This window comes from Streptomyces sp. NBC_00328 (assembly GCF_036139655.1).
GTDB lineage: Bacteria > Actinomycetota > Actinomycetes > Streptomycetales > Streptomycetaceae > Streptomyces.
This window is the reverse complement of the sequence record NZ_CP108013.1, coordinates 267,793-285,860: the sequence shown is the minus strand read 5'-3', so window position 1 is coordinate 285,860 and position 18,068 is coordinate 267,793. Positions and strand designations below refer to the sequence as shown.

Sequence of the window (18,068 nt, the reverse complement as noted above, 5' to 3'; positions counted from 1 at the left end):
GGAATTCATTCATGTCCACTGCGCCCGCCAGCTATTCCGTGGATTCGATATTCACGCCTGTCACCCTCGGTGGGGTGCGGATCAAGAACCGATTCGCCATGGCCCCGATGACACGGAATTTCTCCCCCGACGGAATTCCCGGGCCCGATGTGGCGGAGTACTACGCCCGCCGGGCGCGGCACGGTGTCGGCCTCGTCATCACGGAGGGCACTGTCATCGACCACCCCGGCTCCACGCACAGCCCCTGCGTGCCGCACTTCTACGGGGACAAGGCTCTCGCGGGCTGGGCCGAGGTCGTAGGGCGGGTGCACGCCGAGGACGGAAAGATCTTTGCCCAGCTGTGGCACGTGGGCCTCGACCCGCTTGCCGGGGAGGCACTGGGCCCCGGCACCTCCCTGATCGGGCCCTCCGGACTCGTCGCTCCGGGGCAGCAGATCACCGAGCCGATGACCCAGCGGCAGATCGACGATGTCGTCGCGGCGTTTGCCACCGCTGCTGCCGAAGCCGAGCGTCTGGGCTTCGACGGTGTCGAACTGCACGGCGGCCACGGCTACTTGATCGACCAGTTCTTCTGGGAGGCCACCAACCAGCGCACCGATGCCTACGGCGGCGACGTGGCGGCCCGCACCCGGTTCGCGGTGGAGATCATCGAGGCCGTACGGGCTCGCGTCAGCGCCGACTTCCCCGTGGTGCTGCGCTTCTCGCAGTGGAAGACCGCGGACTTCACCGTGAAGCTCGCCGCCGACCCGCAGGAGCTGGAGGCGTTCCTCGCTCCTCTCACCGACGCCGGAGTCACCGCGTTCCACTGCTCGACCCGGCGCTTTTGGACCCCCGAGTTCGAGGGGTCCGACCTCACCCTGGCCGGCTGGACGAAGAAGATGACCGGCAAGCCGGTCATCACGGTCGGCTCCGTGGGCCTCGACAGCGACTACGTCACGATGTTCGCGGAGGGCACCGGTGCCGGCACCGAGGGCATCGGCGGCGTCCTGGACCGCCTCGAACGCGGCGAGTTCGACATCGTCGCGGTGGGCCGCGCCCTCCTCGGCGACGCGGAATGGGTCGCCAAGGTTCGCGACGGCCGCACCGACGAACTGGCCTCCTTCAGCCCGCAGTCCCTGGCCACACTCGCCTGACCGAACCGGCCCCTTGCCCGAGAGGACACCGCACACCATGACCGACGTCGCCCAGGCCGAGACCGGCCCGACATCCGCCGGGGAGGGCAGCTCCGCGCTCCCCTTCCCCTTCACGCGCAAGTGCCCCCTGAGCACACCCCACGAGTACGCCGAACTGCGCACGCACAGCCCTGCGACCAAGGTCCGCCTGCAGCTCTCGGGCAAGGAGGCCTGGCTGCTCACGCGGCACGAGGACGTCAAGAAGGTGCTGGGCGACCCGGCGATGAGCTCCGACGCCAAACGCCCCGGCTACCCGCTGCAGTTCCCGGTGCCCGAAGAGGTCCTGCAGTTCATCAAGTTCCCGTTCTCCGCGCTCGACGCCCCCGAGCACACGGTCCAACGGCGTCTGGTGATACCCGAGTTCACCGCCCGGCGCATCCAGGACCTGCGCCCCCGCATCCAGGAGATCGTCGACGAACGGATCGACGCGCTGCTGGCCGGCGAGGGCCCCGCGGACCTCGTCAAGGAGCTGGCCGCACCGGTCCCCTCGCTGCTGTTCTGCGAGATGCTGGGCGCCGATCCGGCGGACATCGACTACTTCCGGCGGTACTCCGAGGTCACCATGAACCGGGAGTCCACGCAGGAGGACGTCATTGCCCTGTACGCCGAGATGGACGGTTTCCTGGGGCGGCTCATCACCGAGAAGGAGAAAAACCCCGGCGACGACCTGCTCAGCCGCCTCGCCGCCAAGAACCGTGAGGAGGACGCAGGACTCGAACTGGCCGACCTGGTCTCCATCGCCCGGCTTCTCGTCGTCGCGGGCTTCGACACGACCGCCAACATGATCGGCCTGGGCACGCTCGTCCTGCTGCAGAACCCCGAAGCGGCCGACGAGCTGCGTGCCGACCCGTCCCTGACCCGCAAGGCCGTCGACGAACTGCTGCGCTTCCTGTCCATCGCGGACTCGGCGACCGTCCGCGTGGCCACCGACGACGTCGAGGTCGGCGGCATCACCATTCGCGCCGGCGAGGGCGTCATCGCCAGCAACGGGGCCGCCAACTGGGACGGCGCCGTCTTCGAGAACCCGCACGTCTTCGATATCCACCGCGACGCCAAGAACCACCTCGCGTTCAGCTACGGCGCCCACCAGTGCCTCGGCGCGAACCTGGCCCGCGTTCAGCTGGAGATCGTCTTCGACGCCCTGCTGGCCAGGATTCCGACGCTGCGCCTGGCCGCCCCGCTCGAGGAACTGTCGTTCATGCACGGCGGTCACATCTACGGGCTGCACCAGCTGCCCGTGACCTGGTGAATCCGGGCACGATGCGCGTCACCGTGGACCGCGGCAGGTGCGTGGGGTCCGGATCCTGCGCCCTCGCCGTCCCGGACGTCTTCGACCAGAGCCCCCGGGACGGCCGGGTCGTGCTGGTCATGCAGACGCCGGACCCGCATCTGCATGAGGCCACCGAGGCGGCGGCGGACTTCTGCCCCGTGTCCGCCATCACCGTCGGCGAGAGGTGAACGCAGGCGCGTACGCCGACGGCCCGCACCCCTGTGAGGGAGAGAGTGCGGGCCGTCGGCGTACCCGCCCGGCCGCGGGGGATGTACGGCCGGCCGGAGCCGAGGGGTCAGGACTCGAGCACCTTGGCCAGGCGCTCCAGGCCCAGGACGAGGTTCGTGGTGAGGAAGTTGCCGATGGCCTCGCCGACTTCTGCGCTCTGCGGGCCGTCGAGGACGATCGAGTGCGTGATCGTCACGCCGTCCGTGCCGTTGGCGACGGCGCGCAGGCTGGTGCGCAGGAACGTCTCGTCACGAATGTTCGACTCGGGGGTGGGGGCCATGCACTCCAGGGTGAAACCCTCGTTCTCCACCACGTCGACGAGCGTGAACGGCACCGGCTGAGGGTGATGGCCCTGCTCCGGGTCCTGCTCGATCACACCCTTGGCACCCGACACGAAGGGGCCCTCGACGCGAATCGTGCTGACGTCGTTGTACCACTCACGCCAGGACGGCAGATCGGTGTAGCGGGCCCACACCGCCTCCGGGGCGGCCTTGGCCTCCACGCTGTGCTCGAACTTCCACATGGTCACCCTCCACATCTGACGGTCAGTGAGAAATCGGCACGCGACGAGCCGGCCGACCGCACCCCCATGTAGTCACACACCTTGCGTCCCGATCCACACGAAGAGCCCCCTATGCGGCGGCGGGCGGCCCCCTGTTCGTACCGGGCCCGCAGACGAAGTCCCGAACTAGGGGGAGACGTGAGGGACTTAGGGGGTCGACCGGCTGGAGCGGCGGACACCCGACTGGATCTAATGAATCGCCAGTGGATTCCCGTGAGGTATCGGAGCTGAAGCGATGATTAATCTGCCGGAGTCGGACGGTACGCTCACGCCGTATCAGCCGAATGTGTCCCCGCGTGAATTCACCGCGCTTCGCGCCCCGTTCAAGAAGCGCTCCGTCCTGGCGACCGCACACGTGGTCGGCGATCCCCTGGCAGCCAACGAGCCCTTCGGACCGCCGGTCGGCCCGCCGCCCGAGCAGCGCCTCGACTGGGACGCCACCCTCGCCTTCCGCCGCCACCTGTGGAACCACGGCTACACCGTGGCGGAGGCGCTCGACACCGCCCACCGCGGCATGGGCCTGGACTGGCCCGGCGCCGCCGAACTCATCCGGCGCAGCGGCGCCGAGGCGCGCGCCGTCGGCGGACGGCTGGCGGCTGCCATCACGACCGATCAGCTCGACCCGTTCGCCGAGCACACCCTCAAGGACATCGTCACCGCCTTCGAGCAGCAGCTGGAGGTCACCGAGGCCGCCGGCGCACAGCCCATCATCATGTGCAGCCCCCAACTCGCCGCCGTCGCCCGCGGAGCCGACGACTACGCCGAGGTCTACGGGAACCTGCTGAGCCAGTCGAGCCTCCCCGCGGTCATCCACTGGATCCTGCCGGAGTGGATCCCGCAGCACGCCGGCTACTTCGGCCACCAGGACACCGACGCCGCCTACGAAGCGCTCATCGCCCTGGTCGAGGCCAACCGGGACAAGGTCGACGGCGTCAAACTGGCCCCCCTGACCGTGGAGCGCCAGATCGAACTGCGCCGCCGCCTTCCCGAGGGCATCCGCTTCTACACCAGCGACACCGACCGCTACCCCGAGCTGATCCTCGGCGACGACCAGGGCTTCAGCGACGCCCTCTCGCCCGTCTTCGACCCGGTGGCGCCGCTCGCCGCCCAGGCGCTGCGGGCCCTGGACGACGGGGACACCGCCGCCGCCCGCACCCTGCTCGACGAGACACTCCAACTGAACCGGCACGTCTTCGCGGGACCGCTGCGCAGCACCCTCTTCTTCAAGACGGGCCTGGTCTTCCTCGGCTGGCTCGCCGGGCACGCCGACCACTTCCGGATGGTGTGGGGTGAACAGTCGGCCCGATCCGTACCGCACCTGGCCACCGCCTACCGGCTCGCCGACGCCCTCGGCCTGTTCCCCGACCCCCCGCTGGCCGAACGGCGCATGAAGACCTACCTCGCCACCTGCGGCATCGAGCACTGACAGCCATCGAGACCATCGGCAGCTCAGGAAGGAAGCGGGCTATGACCAGGGCAATAGTGCTCGGTGGCGGAATGGCGGGGGTGCTCGCCGCGGTCGCACTGAGCGAGCATGCCGATGTCACCGTCGTGGAGAGCGACCAGTACCCCGACACCCCGGCCCCCCGCCGCGGATTGCCGCAGGGACACCACAACCACATGTTCATGCGGGGCGGCGTCGAAGCGCTGGAGAAGCTGCTGCCCGGCATCACCGACCAGTTGCACGAGGCCGGCGCCAAACGGCGCGAGCTGCCCTCGGGCAACCTGACCCGCTCCGGCGAGGGCTGGTTCCGCAGGCGCCCCAGCTCCGCCTACGTCCTGCTGTGCAGCCGGGACCTCACCGACCACGTGCTGCGCCGGACGGCACTCGCCGACAGGCGGATCACCGTCCTGCAGGGCACCCGCGTCACCGGACTGACCGGCGACGCCGACCGCGTCACCGGGGTCCGTGTGCGCGGCGAGGCCGACACCGAGCAGACCCTCGCCGCCGATCTCGTCGTCGACGCCACCGGGCGCCGCTCCCAGGCACCGACCTGGCTCACCGAGCTCGGCGCCGCCCCGGTCCACGAGGAGGTCGTGGACGGCGGATTCGCCTACGCCAGCCGGGTCTTCGAGGCGCCGGCCGGGTTGCGCGAGGACTTTCCCGGCGTACTCATCCAGGCCCAGGCGGGCACCGGGCTGCCGGGGCGGGGCGCGGCGCTGCTGCCCAATGAAGGGCGTCGCTGGATCGTCACCCTCTTCGGCACCCGCGGCGCCGTACCGCCCACCGACGAGGAGGGTTTCGCCCGGTTCGCCCGTGAGACCCGCCACCCCGTCATCGCCGACCTCATCGCCGCGGCCCGCCCCGACTCCCCCATCCACCCCTACCGCGGCATGGCCAACCGCCGACGTTACTACGAGAAACTGCCGGTGCCCGAGGGCTTCGTCGCCACCGGCGACTCTCTCATGGCACCCAACCCGAACTACGGCACCGGCATGTCCCAGGCCGCACTCCAGGCCCTTGCCCTGCGCGACACCGTGCGCCGCCACCACGGAGTGCGCCCCGGCCTCGCGCGCAAGGCGCAGAAGGCGCTGGCCAGGATCGCCACCGCCCCCTGGCAGGCCGCCGTCACCCAGGACCACTTCTTCCCGGACGTCCAGTCCAACGCCAAGCGCCGCCCCGGCCCCGCCCAACTGCGCCTCAGTGAGCGGGTCACCAGGGTCGCGGCGGAGAACGGCCGGGTTGCGGAGGCCGTGTTCAACGCGGCGGCGCTCTCCGGCTCGCCCCTGGCGATCTTCGCCCCCGCCAACCTACTGGCGATCCTGCGGGGGCCGCGTCTGCCACAACTGACGGCTGATCAGGCCATGGCCCAGTTCCCCGAGTTCGGCGACGTACTCGCACAGGCACAGAAGAACGATCACGTTGGTTCCGGGAACTGACGCGAGCATCCGACGTGGAAACAAAGGGGGGTGTCCGGGGTGGGCGCTGAGGTGATCCCGTGGATCGTCTCGGGGAAGAGCGCGGAGGCGCTGCGGGCACAGGCCGCGAAACTGCGGACGTACCTGGCGGACCGGCCCGGCGAACGTCCCGCCGACATCGGCCTGTCGCTCGCCACCACCCGGGCCCGGCTCGGGCACCGGGCTGTCGTCCTCGGCACCGACCGCGACACACTGCTCGCACAGCTCGCCGAGGGCGGCACCAGTTCCGCTCTGGTGACCGGCGCCGCCCCGGGCGGCGAACCCAGAACGGTCTTCGTCTTCCCCGGGCAGGGCTCCCAGTGGGAGGGCATGGCCGTCGAACTGCTCGACCAGTCACCCGTGTTCGCCGCCCGGATGACGGAGTGCGCCACGGCCCTCGCGCCGTTCACGGACTGGGACCTCATCGGCGTCCTGCGCGGTGAGGCCGGCCGCCCCAACCCGGAAGCCGTGGACGTCGTCCAGCCGGTGCTGTGGGCCGTGATGGTCTCGCTCGCCGCGCTGTGGCGCTCCTATGGAGTCGAACCCGCCGCAGTCGTCGGGCACTCCCAGGGCGAGATCGCCGCGGCCACTGTCGCCGGGGCGCTCTCCCTCCAGGACGGCGCACGCGTCGTGGCCCTGCGCAGCCGTCTGATCAAGGAACGCCTTGCAGGCAAGGGCGGCATGGTGTCCGTGCCGATCCCCGCCGAGCAGCTCACCGCCCGCCTGGAGCGCTGGGACGGACAGCTCCAACTGGCCGCCGTCAACGGCACGTCCACCGCAGTCGTGTGCGGGGAGAACACTGCGCTGGACGAGCTCTTCACCGAACTCACCGACGAAGAGGTGCGGGTCCGCCGCATCCCCGTGGACTACGCCTCCCATTCGCACTTCGTGGCCGAGATCCGTGAGGAACTCATCCACCTCCTCGCACCCGTCGCGCCCCAGAGCGCCCGGCTGCCGTTCTACTCCACAGTCACCGGCGACATCCTGGACACCGCCGGGCTCGACGCGGAGTACTGGTACTCCAACCTGCGCCGCACCGTCCGCTTCGACGAGGCCACGCGCGCGCTGCTGCGCGACGGATGCACCCTGTTCGTCGAGCCCACCGCGCACCACATCCTCAGAACCGGCGTCCAGGAGTCGATCGACGCCGCGGACAAGCCCGCCGCGGCGGTCGGCTCGCTGCGCCGCGGCGAGGGCGGCCTGCCCCGGTTCGCCACCTCGCTGGCCGAGGCGTGGGTGCACGGTGCCCCCGTGGACTGGGCCGCCTTCTTCGACGGCACCGACGCCCGCACCACCGACCTGCCCGGCTACGCCTTCCGGCGAAAGCGTTACTGGCGCAAGGTCCCCACCGTCGGCGGCGGCGTGACCGACCTCGGCCAGACCGGCGTCGAGCACCCGCTGCTGGCCGCCGCTGTCGAGACCGCCGAGGCCGACCGGCACGTGCTGACCGGACGACTGTCGCTGCACACCCACCCCTGGCTCGCCGACCACGAGGCGCTCGGCACCGTGCTGCTGCCCGCAACGGCCTTCGTGGAACTGGCCGTTCACGCCGGCGAGCGGGCCGGCTGCGCCACCCTTGACGAACTGACGCTGCACGCACCGCTCGTCCTGCCCGAACGCGGCGGAGTCTCCGTACAGGTCCTGCTCGACGCCCCCGACGCGTCGGGCGGACGCGTCGTCGGCATCCACTCGCGCGCCGACGGCGACGAACAGCCCTGGACACGGCACGCCACCGGCACCCTTTCGGCACGCTCCGCCCAGGACGCCGGACGGGAGCGGGCCGACCTGACGCAGTGGCCGCCCACCGGCGCCGAACCGATCGACCTGGACGGCGCGTACGAGCGCCTGTTCGGCCGCGGTTATGCCTACGGCCCTGTCTTCCAGGGGCTGACAGCGGCCTGGCGGCGCGACGACGAACTCTTCGCCGAGGTGACCCTGCCCGAGCGGGCGCACGCCGACGCCCAGACCTTCGGCCTGCACCCGGCCCTCCTCGACGCGGCCCTGCACACCGAACTCGTCGCGGCCGACCAGGACACCGCGGGCGAGGCCCTTCTCCCCTTCTCCTGGAGCGGGGTGCGGCTGCACGCGGTCGGCGCCACCGCGCTGCGCGTCCGCCTGGTCCGCGACGCCCACGGCCACACCACCCTTGACGCCGCCGACCCGACCGGCAGCCCCGTCCTCGGCGTCGACTCCATCACCGCCCGCCCCGTGTCGGCCGGCCAGCTGGACAGCGCGGCCGGACGCCGCGCCCTGCCGTACCGCCTGACCTGGAGCGAACAGCCCCTCGACCGGACCGCCCCCGGGCCCACCGGCCCCGCGCACCCCGAACCGCTCACTGGCCTCGACCAGTTCGACAGCGGACAGCCCGTCCCCGACACGGTGTACGTACAGCTCGACGAGCCCGCCGACACCGACGTGCCGTCCGCCGTCCGCGCCACGGCCCGCCGCGCCCTCGACCTCGTCCAGACCTGGCTCGAGCAGGACCGGTACGCCGACGCGCGCCTCGTCGTCGTCACCCGCGGTGCCGTCGCCGTATCCGGCGACAGCGCCCCCGCGCTTGCCCTCGCCCCCGCCTGGGGCCTGCTGCGCGCAGCCCAGGCCGAGAACCCGGACCGGATCACCCTCGCCGACCTGGACGCCACCGACGCCTCCCGCCAAGCGCTGAGCGCGGCCGTGGCCTCCGGGGAGCCCGAACTCGCCCTGCGCAAAGGCATGTTGTACACCCCCCGGCTCGTCCGCACCGCCGACACCGGCCAGGTCCCCGCGCCGCCCGTGCTCGCCCCGAACGGCACCGCACTGATCACCGGCGGCACCAGCGGCCTCGGCGCTCTCGTCGCCAGGCACCTGGTTGCCGAACACGGCATCCGGCACCTGCTGCTGACCAGCCGCCGCGGCCCCGACACCCCCGGCGCCGCCGCGCTGCGCGACGAACTCGCCGCCGCCGGCGTCACCGTGACCCTCGCGGCCTGCGACGTCACCGACCGCGCCGCACTGGCAGCACTCGTGGAGGCCGTCCCCGACGCCCACCCCCTCACCGCCGTGGTGCACGCCGCCGGACTCCTCGACGACGGCGTCGTCGCAGCCCTCACCCCCGAACGCCTGGACACGGTCCTCGCCCCCAAGGCCGACGCCGCCTGGCACCTGCACGAACTCACCGCCGGTCACAACCTGGCCCTGTTCGCACTCTTCTCCTCGACCGCCGGCACCCTGGGCGCCGCCGGCCAGGCCAACTACGCCGTCGCCAACGTCTTCCTCGACGCCCTCGCCGCCCATCGCCGCGCCATCGGTCTGTCTGCCACCTCCATGGCCTGGGGGCTGTGGGCCGAGGCCACCGGCATGACCGGCGGCCTCGCCGAGAGCGACATCGGACGCCTGCGCCGCCAGGGCTTCCCCGCCATGACGACGGCCACGGGACTCGCCCTGTTCGACCAGGCGCTGGCTCTCGACGACCCGCTGCTCCTGCTGCTCGTCCTCGACCTGGCCGCACTGCGGGCCCGCGCCGCCGAAGGCATCGTGCACGGTCCACTGCGCGACCTGGTACGCGCTCCCGCCCGCCGGGCTGCCGGGACGGGCACGGACGGCATCTCACTGGCCGACCGCCTGGCCCGCCTGCCGGAGGACCGGCGCGACGCATTCCTGCTGGACCTGGTGCGCGGCCACGTCGCCGACGTCCTCGGCCACGACTCGCCGGACGCCGTGGCGGCGGACCGGGCCTTCAAAGAACTCGGCTTCGACTCGCTCACCGCCGTCGAACTGCGCAACAGGCTCGCCGCGGCGACCGGACTGCGCCTGCCCGCCACGCTCGTCTTCGACCATCCCAGCGTGCGCGCCGCCGCCCGGCACCTCGAGGAGTCCGCCCTCGGCGGTCCGGCCACCGCCGCGGCACCCATCACCACAGCCACCGCCGACGACGATCCCATCGCGGTCGTGGCCATGGCCTGCCGCTTCCCCGGCGGCGTACGGACCCCCGGCGACCTGTGGCGGATCGTCGTCGACGGCACCGAGACCGTCTCCGCGTTCCCCACCGACCGCGGCTGGGATCTCGACGGCGTCTACGACCCGGAACCGGGGACACCTGGCCGGACGTACACCCGGAACGGCGGATTCCTGCATGACGCAGCCGAGTTCGACGCCGAGTTCTTCGGGATCAGCCCCAACGAAGCGCTCACCATGGACCCCCAGCAGCGGCTCCTGCTGGAGACCTCCTGGGAGGTCTTCGAACGCGCCGGCATCGACCCCGCCACGCTCAAGGGCAGCCGCACCGGCGTCTACACCGGGGTGATGTACCACGACTACACACGCTCCCGAGCCACCGGCTCCATCAACTCCGGCCGCATCTCGTACACATACGGCCTGGAAGGGCCCGCCGTCACGGTCGACACCGCGTGCTCCTCGTCGCTCGTCGCCCTGCACCTGGCCGTCCGGGCGCTGCGCTCCGGCGAGTGCACACTGGCCCTCGCCGGCGGTGTCACCGTGATGGCCACCACTGAAGTCCTCGTCGAATTCGGTCTGCAGCAAGGCCTGTCCGCCGATGGTCGCTGCCGTTCCTTCTCCGACGACGCCGATGGGACCGGCTTCTCCGAGGGCGTGGGCCTGCTGCTCGTGGAGCGGCTCTCGGACGCCCGGGCCAACGGCCACCCGGTGCTCGCCGTCGTGCGCGGCTCGGCCGTGAACCAGGACGGCGCGAGCAACGGCCTGTCGGCTCCCAACGGCCCCGCACAGCAGCGCGTCATCCACCAGGCCCTGGCCGACGCGGGCCTGACCCCCGCCGACATCGACCTCGTCGAGGCACACGGCACCGCCACCACCCTGGGCGACCCGATCGAGGCGCAGGCACTGCTCGCCACGTACGGGCAGAACCGGCCCGAGGACCGGCCCGTCTGGCTCGGCTCGGTCAAGTCCAACATCGGCCACACACAGGCCGCGGCCGGCGTCGCCGGGCTCATCAAAACGATCCAGGCGATACACCACCGCATCCTGCCGCCCACCCTGCACGCGGACACCCCGTCGACCAAGGTGGACTGGACGGCGGGCAACCTGCGGCTGCTCACCGAGGCCCGCGACTGGCCCGAGACCGGCAGCCCGCGCCGCGCCGCCGTCTCCTCGTTCGGCATCAGCGGCACCAATGCCCACGTCGTGGTGGAACAGGCACCGCCGACAGCACCCGACACCACGCAGACCGACCCTGACCCCGCGACCCATGGCCGCCCCTGGCTGCTGTCCGGCCGCACCCCGCAGGCCCTGCGCGCCCAGGCCGCGGAACTCGCCGCGTGGCTCGGCACGGCGCCGTCGGCGCACGACCGCGACATCGCCCGCGCCCTTGCTGTTGAGCGCACCACGTTCGAGCACCGCGCCGCGGTCCTCGCCCCCGATCGGGACGGGTACCTGCGCGCATTGACCGCTCTGGCCGAAGGGGACCTGCCCGCCACCGCTGTCCGCGACGCCGCTCGGGCCACCGGCCGTGGGCCGGCGTTCTTGTTTGCGGGGCAGGGTGCGCAGCGGGTTGGTATGGGGCGGGAGCTTTACGAGGCGTTTCCGGTGTTCGCGGGGGCTTTCGATGCGGTGCTGGATGTCATCGATGTGCCGTTGCGGGAGGTGATGTGGGGTGCGGATGAACTCGTTCTGAGTCGTACGGAGTTCGCGCAGCCGGCGTTGTTCGCGATCGAGGTCGCTCTGTACCGGTTGTTTGAGTCGTGGGGTGTCAGGCCGGATTATCTGGCGGGGCATTCGGTCGGTGAGTTCGCGGCGGCGCATGTGGCGGGTGTTCTGTCGCTTGCCGATGCGGCGCGGTTGGTTGTGGCGCGGGGCCGGTTGATGCAGGTGTTGGACGAGGGCGGGGCGATGGTCGCCGTGCAGGCGGCGGAGGACGAGGTGCGTTCGCTGCTGGTTGGTGTCGGCGGTGTCGGTATCGCGGCGGTGAACGGTCCGACGGCGGTGGTGGTTTCGGGTGTCGAGTCGGAAGTTCTGCGGATCCAGGAGTACTTCGAGGGTCTGGGGCGTAAGGCGAGCCGGTTGAAGGTGTCGCATGCGTTTCATTCGCCGTTGATGGAGCCGATGCTCGATGATTTCCGGGCGGTGGCGCGGGAGGTGGAGTTCGGTGAGCCTGTCATCCCGATCGTCTCGACGCTGACCGGTGCTGAGGTGGGCGGGGCCGAGTTGGCGGATCCGGAGTACTGGGTGCGGCATGTCCGCGAAACGGTCCGGTTCGCCGACGCCGTGCGGGAGTTGGCGGCAAGGGGTGTTACCACGTTCCTGGAGATCGGCCCGGACGCCGTCCTGTCCGCGATGGCACAGCAGTCCGCCGAGGACGCTGAGTTCGTACCGGTACTGCGCCGCGACCGGCCGGAGGAGGCCGAGTTGGTCGCCGCCGTCGCACTGGCCCACTGCCGAGGCGTCACCGTCGACTGGCGAGCCTTCTTCGCCGGCGCCCACGGCCGCCGCGTCGACCTGCCCACGTACGCCTTCCAACGACGCCCGTACTGGCTGGCCGAGACCACCGGCACCGACATGGTCGTCCACGGTGTCGACACAGGGACGGACGACGTCGCCGTGGAGGCCGGACGCTGGCAGCAGATCCTCGCCCTGCCCGACGGCGAACGCGAGCGGGCCGCGCTCGCTCTGGTCCGCGCACAGGCCGCCGCCGTGCTCGGACACGAGTCGGCCGACGCGGTGGCGCCCGACAGGGCTTTCACGGAACTTGGCTTCGACTCCGTCGCCGCCATGGAACTGCGCAAGAGGCTCATGGAACGCACCGGTACCGTCCTCCCGGCGACCCTGGCCTTCGACCACCCCAACACTCAGGCGGTTGCGACCCTGCTGCTCCAGGAGGGCACGCCGGTACAGGCCGGACCGGTCCAGCCGCTCCTCGCGGAACTCGACCGCGTCGAAGCGGTCCTGACCGCCGCACCTGAACTGAACGGGGACACCGACCGGATCACCAGCCGGATCGAGGCCCTGCTGCGCGCCTGGCGCGACACCCGGGGGAGCACGGCCGAGGAACGGCAGCCGGACGACGACTACACCACGGCCAGCGATGACGAGCTCTTCCAGGCACTGGACAACCTCGAGATTGGTTCATGAGCGATGGGGACGATGGGGACCGACGACAAACTTCGTGACTACCTCAGGCGCGCCACGGCCGATCTCCAGCAAACCAGGCGCCGCCTGCGCGAGGCCGAGGCCAAGGACCACGAGCCGATCGCCATCGTGGCCATGAGCTGCCGCTACCCGGGCGGCATCACCTCGCCCGAGGAACTGTGGGAACTCGTGGACTCGGGCCGGGACGCCATCTCGTACTTCCCGGACAACCGCGGCTGGGACACCGAGGCGCTCTACGACCCGGAGCCCGCCAAGCCCGGCAGGACGTACAGCCGCGAGGGCGGATTCCTGCACGACGCCGGGTACTTCGACGCCGACTTCTTCAAGATGAGCCCCAAGGAGGCCAAGGAGACCGACCCGCAGCAGCGGCTGCTCCTGGAGACCGCCTGGGAGGCCCTGGAGCGGGCGGGCATCAACCCGGTCACGCTCAAGGAGAGCCGGACCGGCGTCTTCGTCGGTGCCGTCTACCACGACTACCTCGTCGGCGGTGGTACCGGCAGCCTGGCCAGCGTCGCCTCCGGCCGCATCGCGTACACCCTCGGTCTGGAGGGCCCGGCCGTCACGGTCGACACGGCCTGCTCCTCCTCCCTGGTCGCCCTGCACCTTGCGGTGCAGGCGCTGCGCTCGGGCGAGTGCACGCTCGCGTTCGCGGGCGGCGCCACCGTGATGGCCCACCCCCACTCCTTCGTGGGCTTCAGCCAGGACCGCGGGCTTTCCCCCGACGGCCGCTGCAAGTCATTCGCCCAGGCCGCCGACGGCACCGGCTGGGGCGAGGGCGTGGGCATGCTCCTCGTCGAGCGTCTCTCCGACGCCCGCGCCAACGGCCACCCGGTCCTGGCCGTGGTCCGCGGCTCCGCCGTCAACCAGGACGGCGCCAGCAACGGCATCTCCGCCCCCAACGGGCCCTCCCAGCGCCGCGTCGTCCAACAGGCCCTCGCCTCAGCACAGTTGACCGCCGACCAGGTCGATGCGGTGGAGGCGCACGGCACGGGCACCACCCTCGGTGACCCGATCGAGGCGCAGGCGCTGCTCGCCACGTACGGGCAGAACCGGCCCGAGGACCGGCCGTTGTGGCTGGGCTCTTTGAAGTCGAACATCGGCCACGCCCAGGCCGCGGCCGGCGTCGGCGGCATCATCAAGGTCGTCGAGGCGCTGCGGCACGGCGTTCTGCCCAAGACCCTGCACGTGGACGAGCCCAGCGCCAAGGTCGACTGGTCCGCAGGCGCGATCCAGCTCCTCACCGAGTCGAGGAAGTGGCCCGCCACCCCTGGGCGCCCGCGTCGTGCCGGGGTCTCGTCGTTCGGTTTCAGCGGAACGAACGGTCACGTCATCATCGAGGAGGCGCCGCCCGCCGAGGAGCCTACGCCGGACGAGCCGACCGCCGGCGCCGCCGAGATCGTCCCCGTCGTCCTCTCCGGCAAGGGCCCAGACGCCCTGCGCGATCAGGCGCGCCGCCTGATCGCCCGTGCCGAAGCCGATGACCGGCCGACCCTTCTCGACCTCGGCCACTCCCTGGCCACGACCCGTACGGCCCTCCAGGACCGGGCGGCCGTCATCGCCACCGACCGCACCGAACTGCTCCGCAGGCTCACCGCCCTGGCGGAGGGCCGGCCGTCATCCGGCGTCGTACGGAGCGACGCGTCCCGCTCCGACGGTCTGGTGGCGTTCTTGTTTGCGGGGCAGGGTGCGCAGCGGGTTGGTATGGGGCGGGAGCTTTATGAGGCGTTTCCGGTGTTCGCGGAGGCTTTCGATGCGGTGCTGGGTGTCGTCGATGTGCCGTTGCGGGAGGTGGTGTGGGGTGCGGATGAACTCGTTCTGAGTCGTACGGAGTTTGCGCAGCCGGCGTTGTTCGCGATCGAGGTGGCGTTGTATCGGCTCGTTGAGTCGTGGGGTGTCAGGCCGGATTATCTGGCGGGGCATTCGGTCGGTGAGTTCGCGGCGGCGCATGTGGCGGGTGTTCTGTCGCTTGTCGATGCGGCGCGGTTGGTTGTGGCGCGGGGCCGGTTGATGCAGGTGTTGGACGAGGGCGGGGCGATGGTCGCCGTGCAGGCGGCGGAGGATGAGGTGCGTCCGCTGCTGGTCGGCGTCGGCGGTGTCGGTATCGCGGCGGTGAACGGTCCGACGGCGGTGGTTGTTTCGGGTGTCGAGGCGGAAGTCTTGCGGGTCCAGGCGTACTTCGAGGGTTTGGGGCGTAAGGCGAGCCGGTTGAGGGTGTCGCATGCGTTTCATTCGCCGTTGATGGAGCCGATGCTCGATGATTTCCGGGCGGTGGCGCGGGAGGTGGAGTTCGGTGAGCCTGTCATCCCGATCGTCTCGACGCTGACCGGTGCTGAGGTGGGTGGAGCCGAGTTGGCGGATCCGGAGTACTGGGTGCGGCATGTCCGCGAAACGGTCCGGTTCGCCGACGCCGTGCGGGAGTTGGCGGCGAGGGGTGTTACCACGTTCCTGGAGATCGGCCCGGACGCCGTCCTGTCCGCGATGGCACAGCAGTCCGCCGAGGACGCTGAGTTCGTACCGGTACTGCGCCGCGACCGGCCGGAGGAGGCCGAGTTGGTCGCCGCCGTCGCACTGGCCCACTGCCGAGGCGTCACCGTCGACTGGCGAGCCTTCTTCGCCGGGCGTGGCGCCGGGGTCGTCGACCTGCCCACGTACGCCTTCCAGCGCCGCTGGTTCTGGCGGGACCCGGAGGCAGCCGGTGCCACGCCCGTCTCCGCGGACGCCGTGGACACGGCCGTCTGGAACACACTGGAACGGACGGACACGGTCACGCTGGCCGACCGGATGGGCGTACCGGCACTGGCGCTGGGCGAGGTGCTGCCCGCGCTGAAGGACTGGCGACGCCGACAGCGCGACGAGGCCCGTACGGACTCCTGGTGCTACCGCGTCGACTGGCAGCCCGTTACGCCGCCCGCCGGCGAGCGCACCGCACCGGACGGCACCTGGCTGCTCGCCGTGCCCGAAGGACGCACCGACGATCCGCGCGTCCGCGCCGTCTCCGAGGGGCTCGCCGCGCAGGGTGTGCGGACCGTACGGCTCGAGATCGGCGACCAGGGGCGACCGGAGCTCGCCGGTCGGCTGCGCGCCTGCACGAATCCGGCCGGAGTCCTCTCGCTGCTTGGCCTCGACGCGCGCCCCCACCCACGCCACCGTTCACTGTCGCGCGGCACCGCGGCCACCGTCACCCTCGTGCAGGCTCTCGAGGACGCCGCACTCGACGCCCCGCTGTGGTGCGTCACCGCCCAGGCGGTCGCCGCCGCCCCTGCGGGCGAGAGCGCCGACCCCGCGCAGGCGGCCGTGTGGGGCCTCGGCTCCTCGCTCGCCCTCGACCTGCCCGAGCGCTGGGGCGGGCTGATCGATCTGCCGACCGACGTCGACGCCGAGACCGTGGCGCAGCTGTGCCGGGTGTTGGCCGCGCCCGGCGACGAGGACCAACTCGCCCTGCGCGGCGGCCGGGTGTTTGGCCGCCGTATGGTCCGGACCCCGCTCGCCGAGCTGCCCGCCGTCCGTGCCTGGGCTCCACGCGGTACGACCCTGATCACCGGCGGCACCGGCGGACTCGGCGCCCACGTGGCCCGGCTGCTCGCTGACCGCGGCGCCGAACACCTGCTGCTGACCAGCCGACGCGGACCGGACGCCGACGGTGTCGCCGACCTGGTCGACGAGCTGGCCGCGTGCGGCACCCGGGCCACCGTTGTGGCGTGCGACGTCGGCGACCGCGAGGCCGTACGTCGCCTGCTTGCCGACATCCCCGACGACCAGCCACTGACCGCGGTAGTGCACGCGGCTGGCGTCATGCAGCGCATCGCCCCACTGTCCGACGTGAGCCTGGAGGAGTTCGCCGCCGTCGCCGACGCCAAGGCGGGCGGCGCACACCACCTCGACGAACTCATCGGTGACCGCCCGCTGGACGCCTTCGTGCTGTTCTCCTCCGGATCGGCGGTCTGGGGCAGCACCGGACAGGCCGCATACGGCAGTGCCAACGCCTGCCTCGACGCTCTCGCCCGTGCCCGCCGCGCCCGCGGCGCCACCGCGACCTCCGTCGCCTGGGGCGCCTGGGACGGGGGCATGGTCGACGCCGAACTCGGCGCCGCGCTCAGCCGGATCGGCACCCCGCCGATGGACCCCGGCCTCGCCACCGCCGCGCTCGGCCGCATCCTCGACCGCGACCTGGCGCACCTCGTTGTCGCCGATCTGGACTGGGCGCGCTTCACCCCCGTCTACACCCTGGCCCACCCCCGTCCGCTGGTCGACGCGGTGCCCGAGGCCCGGGACGCCCGCGACGCGGGCCCGGCACAGGGCGGCACCGGCCGCGACGGGGCGGACTTCGCCGCGCGGCTGAAGGAGCTGTCCGAAGGGCAGCAGGGCCGGGCGGTCCTGGACCTCGTGCACACCCACGTGGCAGCCCTGCTCGGCTACGACGAACCTGCCGCCCTTGACCCGGCCCGGCCCTTCACCGACCTGGGCTTCGACTCGGTGGCCGCCACCAGCCTCGTACAGGCGCTGTCGGCAACGACCGGGCTGCGGTTGTCGGCCACGCTGGTCTTCGACCACGCGACCCCGGACGCGCTCGCCGCCCACCTGCACGGCGAGCTGTGTCCGCACGCCGACGGCGGCGTCCTCGCCGTCCTCGCGGACCTCGACCGGCTTGAGGAGACCCTGGCCGCCCTGCCGTCCGAGGACGTCGATCGGCACCGCATACCCGGCCGGCTGCAGGTCCTCACTGCCCGGCTCACCGGGAGCGGTGCGGGTTCGTCGCCGGACGGGCAGCTCGCCGATGACGCGAGCGCCGACGACGTACTCGCCTTCATCGACAAGGAGCTCGGCCTTGCCTGAGCAGCCC

General features: G+C 71.7%; 7 protein-coding genes and 1 pseudogene. 7 read left to right on the top strand and 1 reads right to left on the bottom strand.

Features of this window, described 5'->3' with window-relative positions:
• The first annotated feature begins 11 nt into the window (after positions 1 to 11).
• From OG485_RS01125 to OG485_RS01115, 3 genes are read left to right on the top strand one after another with little or no spacing between them, the layout of a single operon-like run.
• The gene (locus OG485_RS01125; RefSeq protein WP_328663529.1) at positions 12 to 1,133 is read left to right on the top strand and encodes an NADH:flavin oxidoreductase; all 1,122 of its coding nucleotides are present in this window, start codon (positions 12 to 14) and stop codon (positions 1,131 to 1,133) included.
• 37 nt (positions 1,134 to 1,170) lie between these two features.
• A complete protein-coding gene (locus OG485_RS01120) occupies positions 1,171 to 2,421 on the top strand; it encodes a cytochrome P450 (protein WP_328663527.1) in 1,251 nt (416 codons plus the stop codon).
• Between the two features lie 11 nt (positions 2,422 to 2,432).
• Positions 2,433 to 2,630, top strand: a complete 198-nt coding sequence (locus OG485_RS01115) for a ferredoxin (RefSeq protein WP_328663525.1) — start codon at positions 2,433 to 2,435, stop codon at positions 2,628 to 2,630.
• A 107-nt stretch (positions 2,631 to 2,737) separates the two neighbouring features.
• Here the strand turns inward: OG485_RS01115 and OG485_RS01110 are convergent, their stop codons facing one another.
• The gene (locus OG485_RS01110) at positions 2,738 to 3,193 is read right to left on the bottom strand and encodes an SRPBCC family protein (RefSeq protein ID WP_328674206.1); all 456 of its coding nucleotides are present in this window, start codon (positions 3,191 to 3,193) and stop codon (positions 2,738 to 2,740) included.
• A 274-nt stretch (positions 3,194 to 3,467) separates the two neighbouring features.
• On the opposite strand from OG485_RS01110, the gene OG485_RS01105 reads away from it, so the two are divergent.
• From OG485_RS01105 to OG485_RS01090, 4 genes and pseudogenes are all read left to right on the top strand, one after another.
• Positions 3,468 to 4,658 (top strand): DUF993 family protein, encoded by a 1,191-nt coding sequence (locus OG485_RS01105; protein WP_328663523.1) that lies wholly within the window; start codon positions 3,468 to 3,470, stop codon positions 4,656 to 4,658.
• A gap of 41 nt (positions 4,659 to 4,699) precedes the next feature.
• Positions 4,700 to 6,112 carry an FAD-dependent oxidoreductase gene (locus OG485_RS01100; RefSeq protein ID WP_328663521.1) on the top strand — a complete coding sequence of 471 codons (1,413 nt, stop codon included), beginning with the start codon at positions 4,700 to 4,702 and terminating at the stop codon, positions 6,110 to 6,112.
• Between the two features lie 54 nt (positions 6,113 to 6,166).
• Positions 6,167 to 12,943: pseudogene (locus OG485_RS01095) on the top strand (SDR family NAD(P)-dependent oxidoreductase); the annotation flags it as partial.
• A gap of 279 nt (positions 12,944 to 13,222) precedes the next feature.
• Positions 13,223 to 18,061 (top strand): type I polyketide synthase, encoded by a 4,839-nt coding sequence (locus tag OG485_RS01090; RefSeq protein WP_328663517.1) that lies wholly within the window; start codon positions 13,223 to 13,225, stop codon positions 18,059 to 18,061.
• Positions 18,062 to 18,068 lie beyond the last annotated feature (7 nt).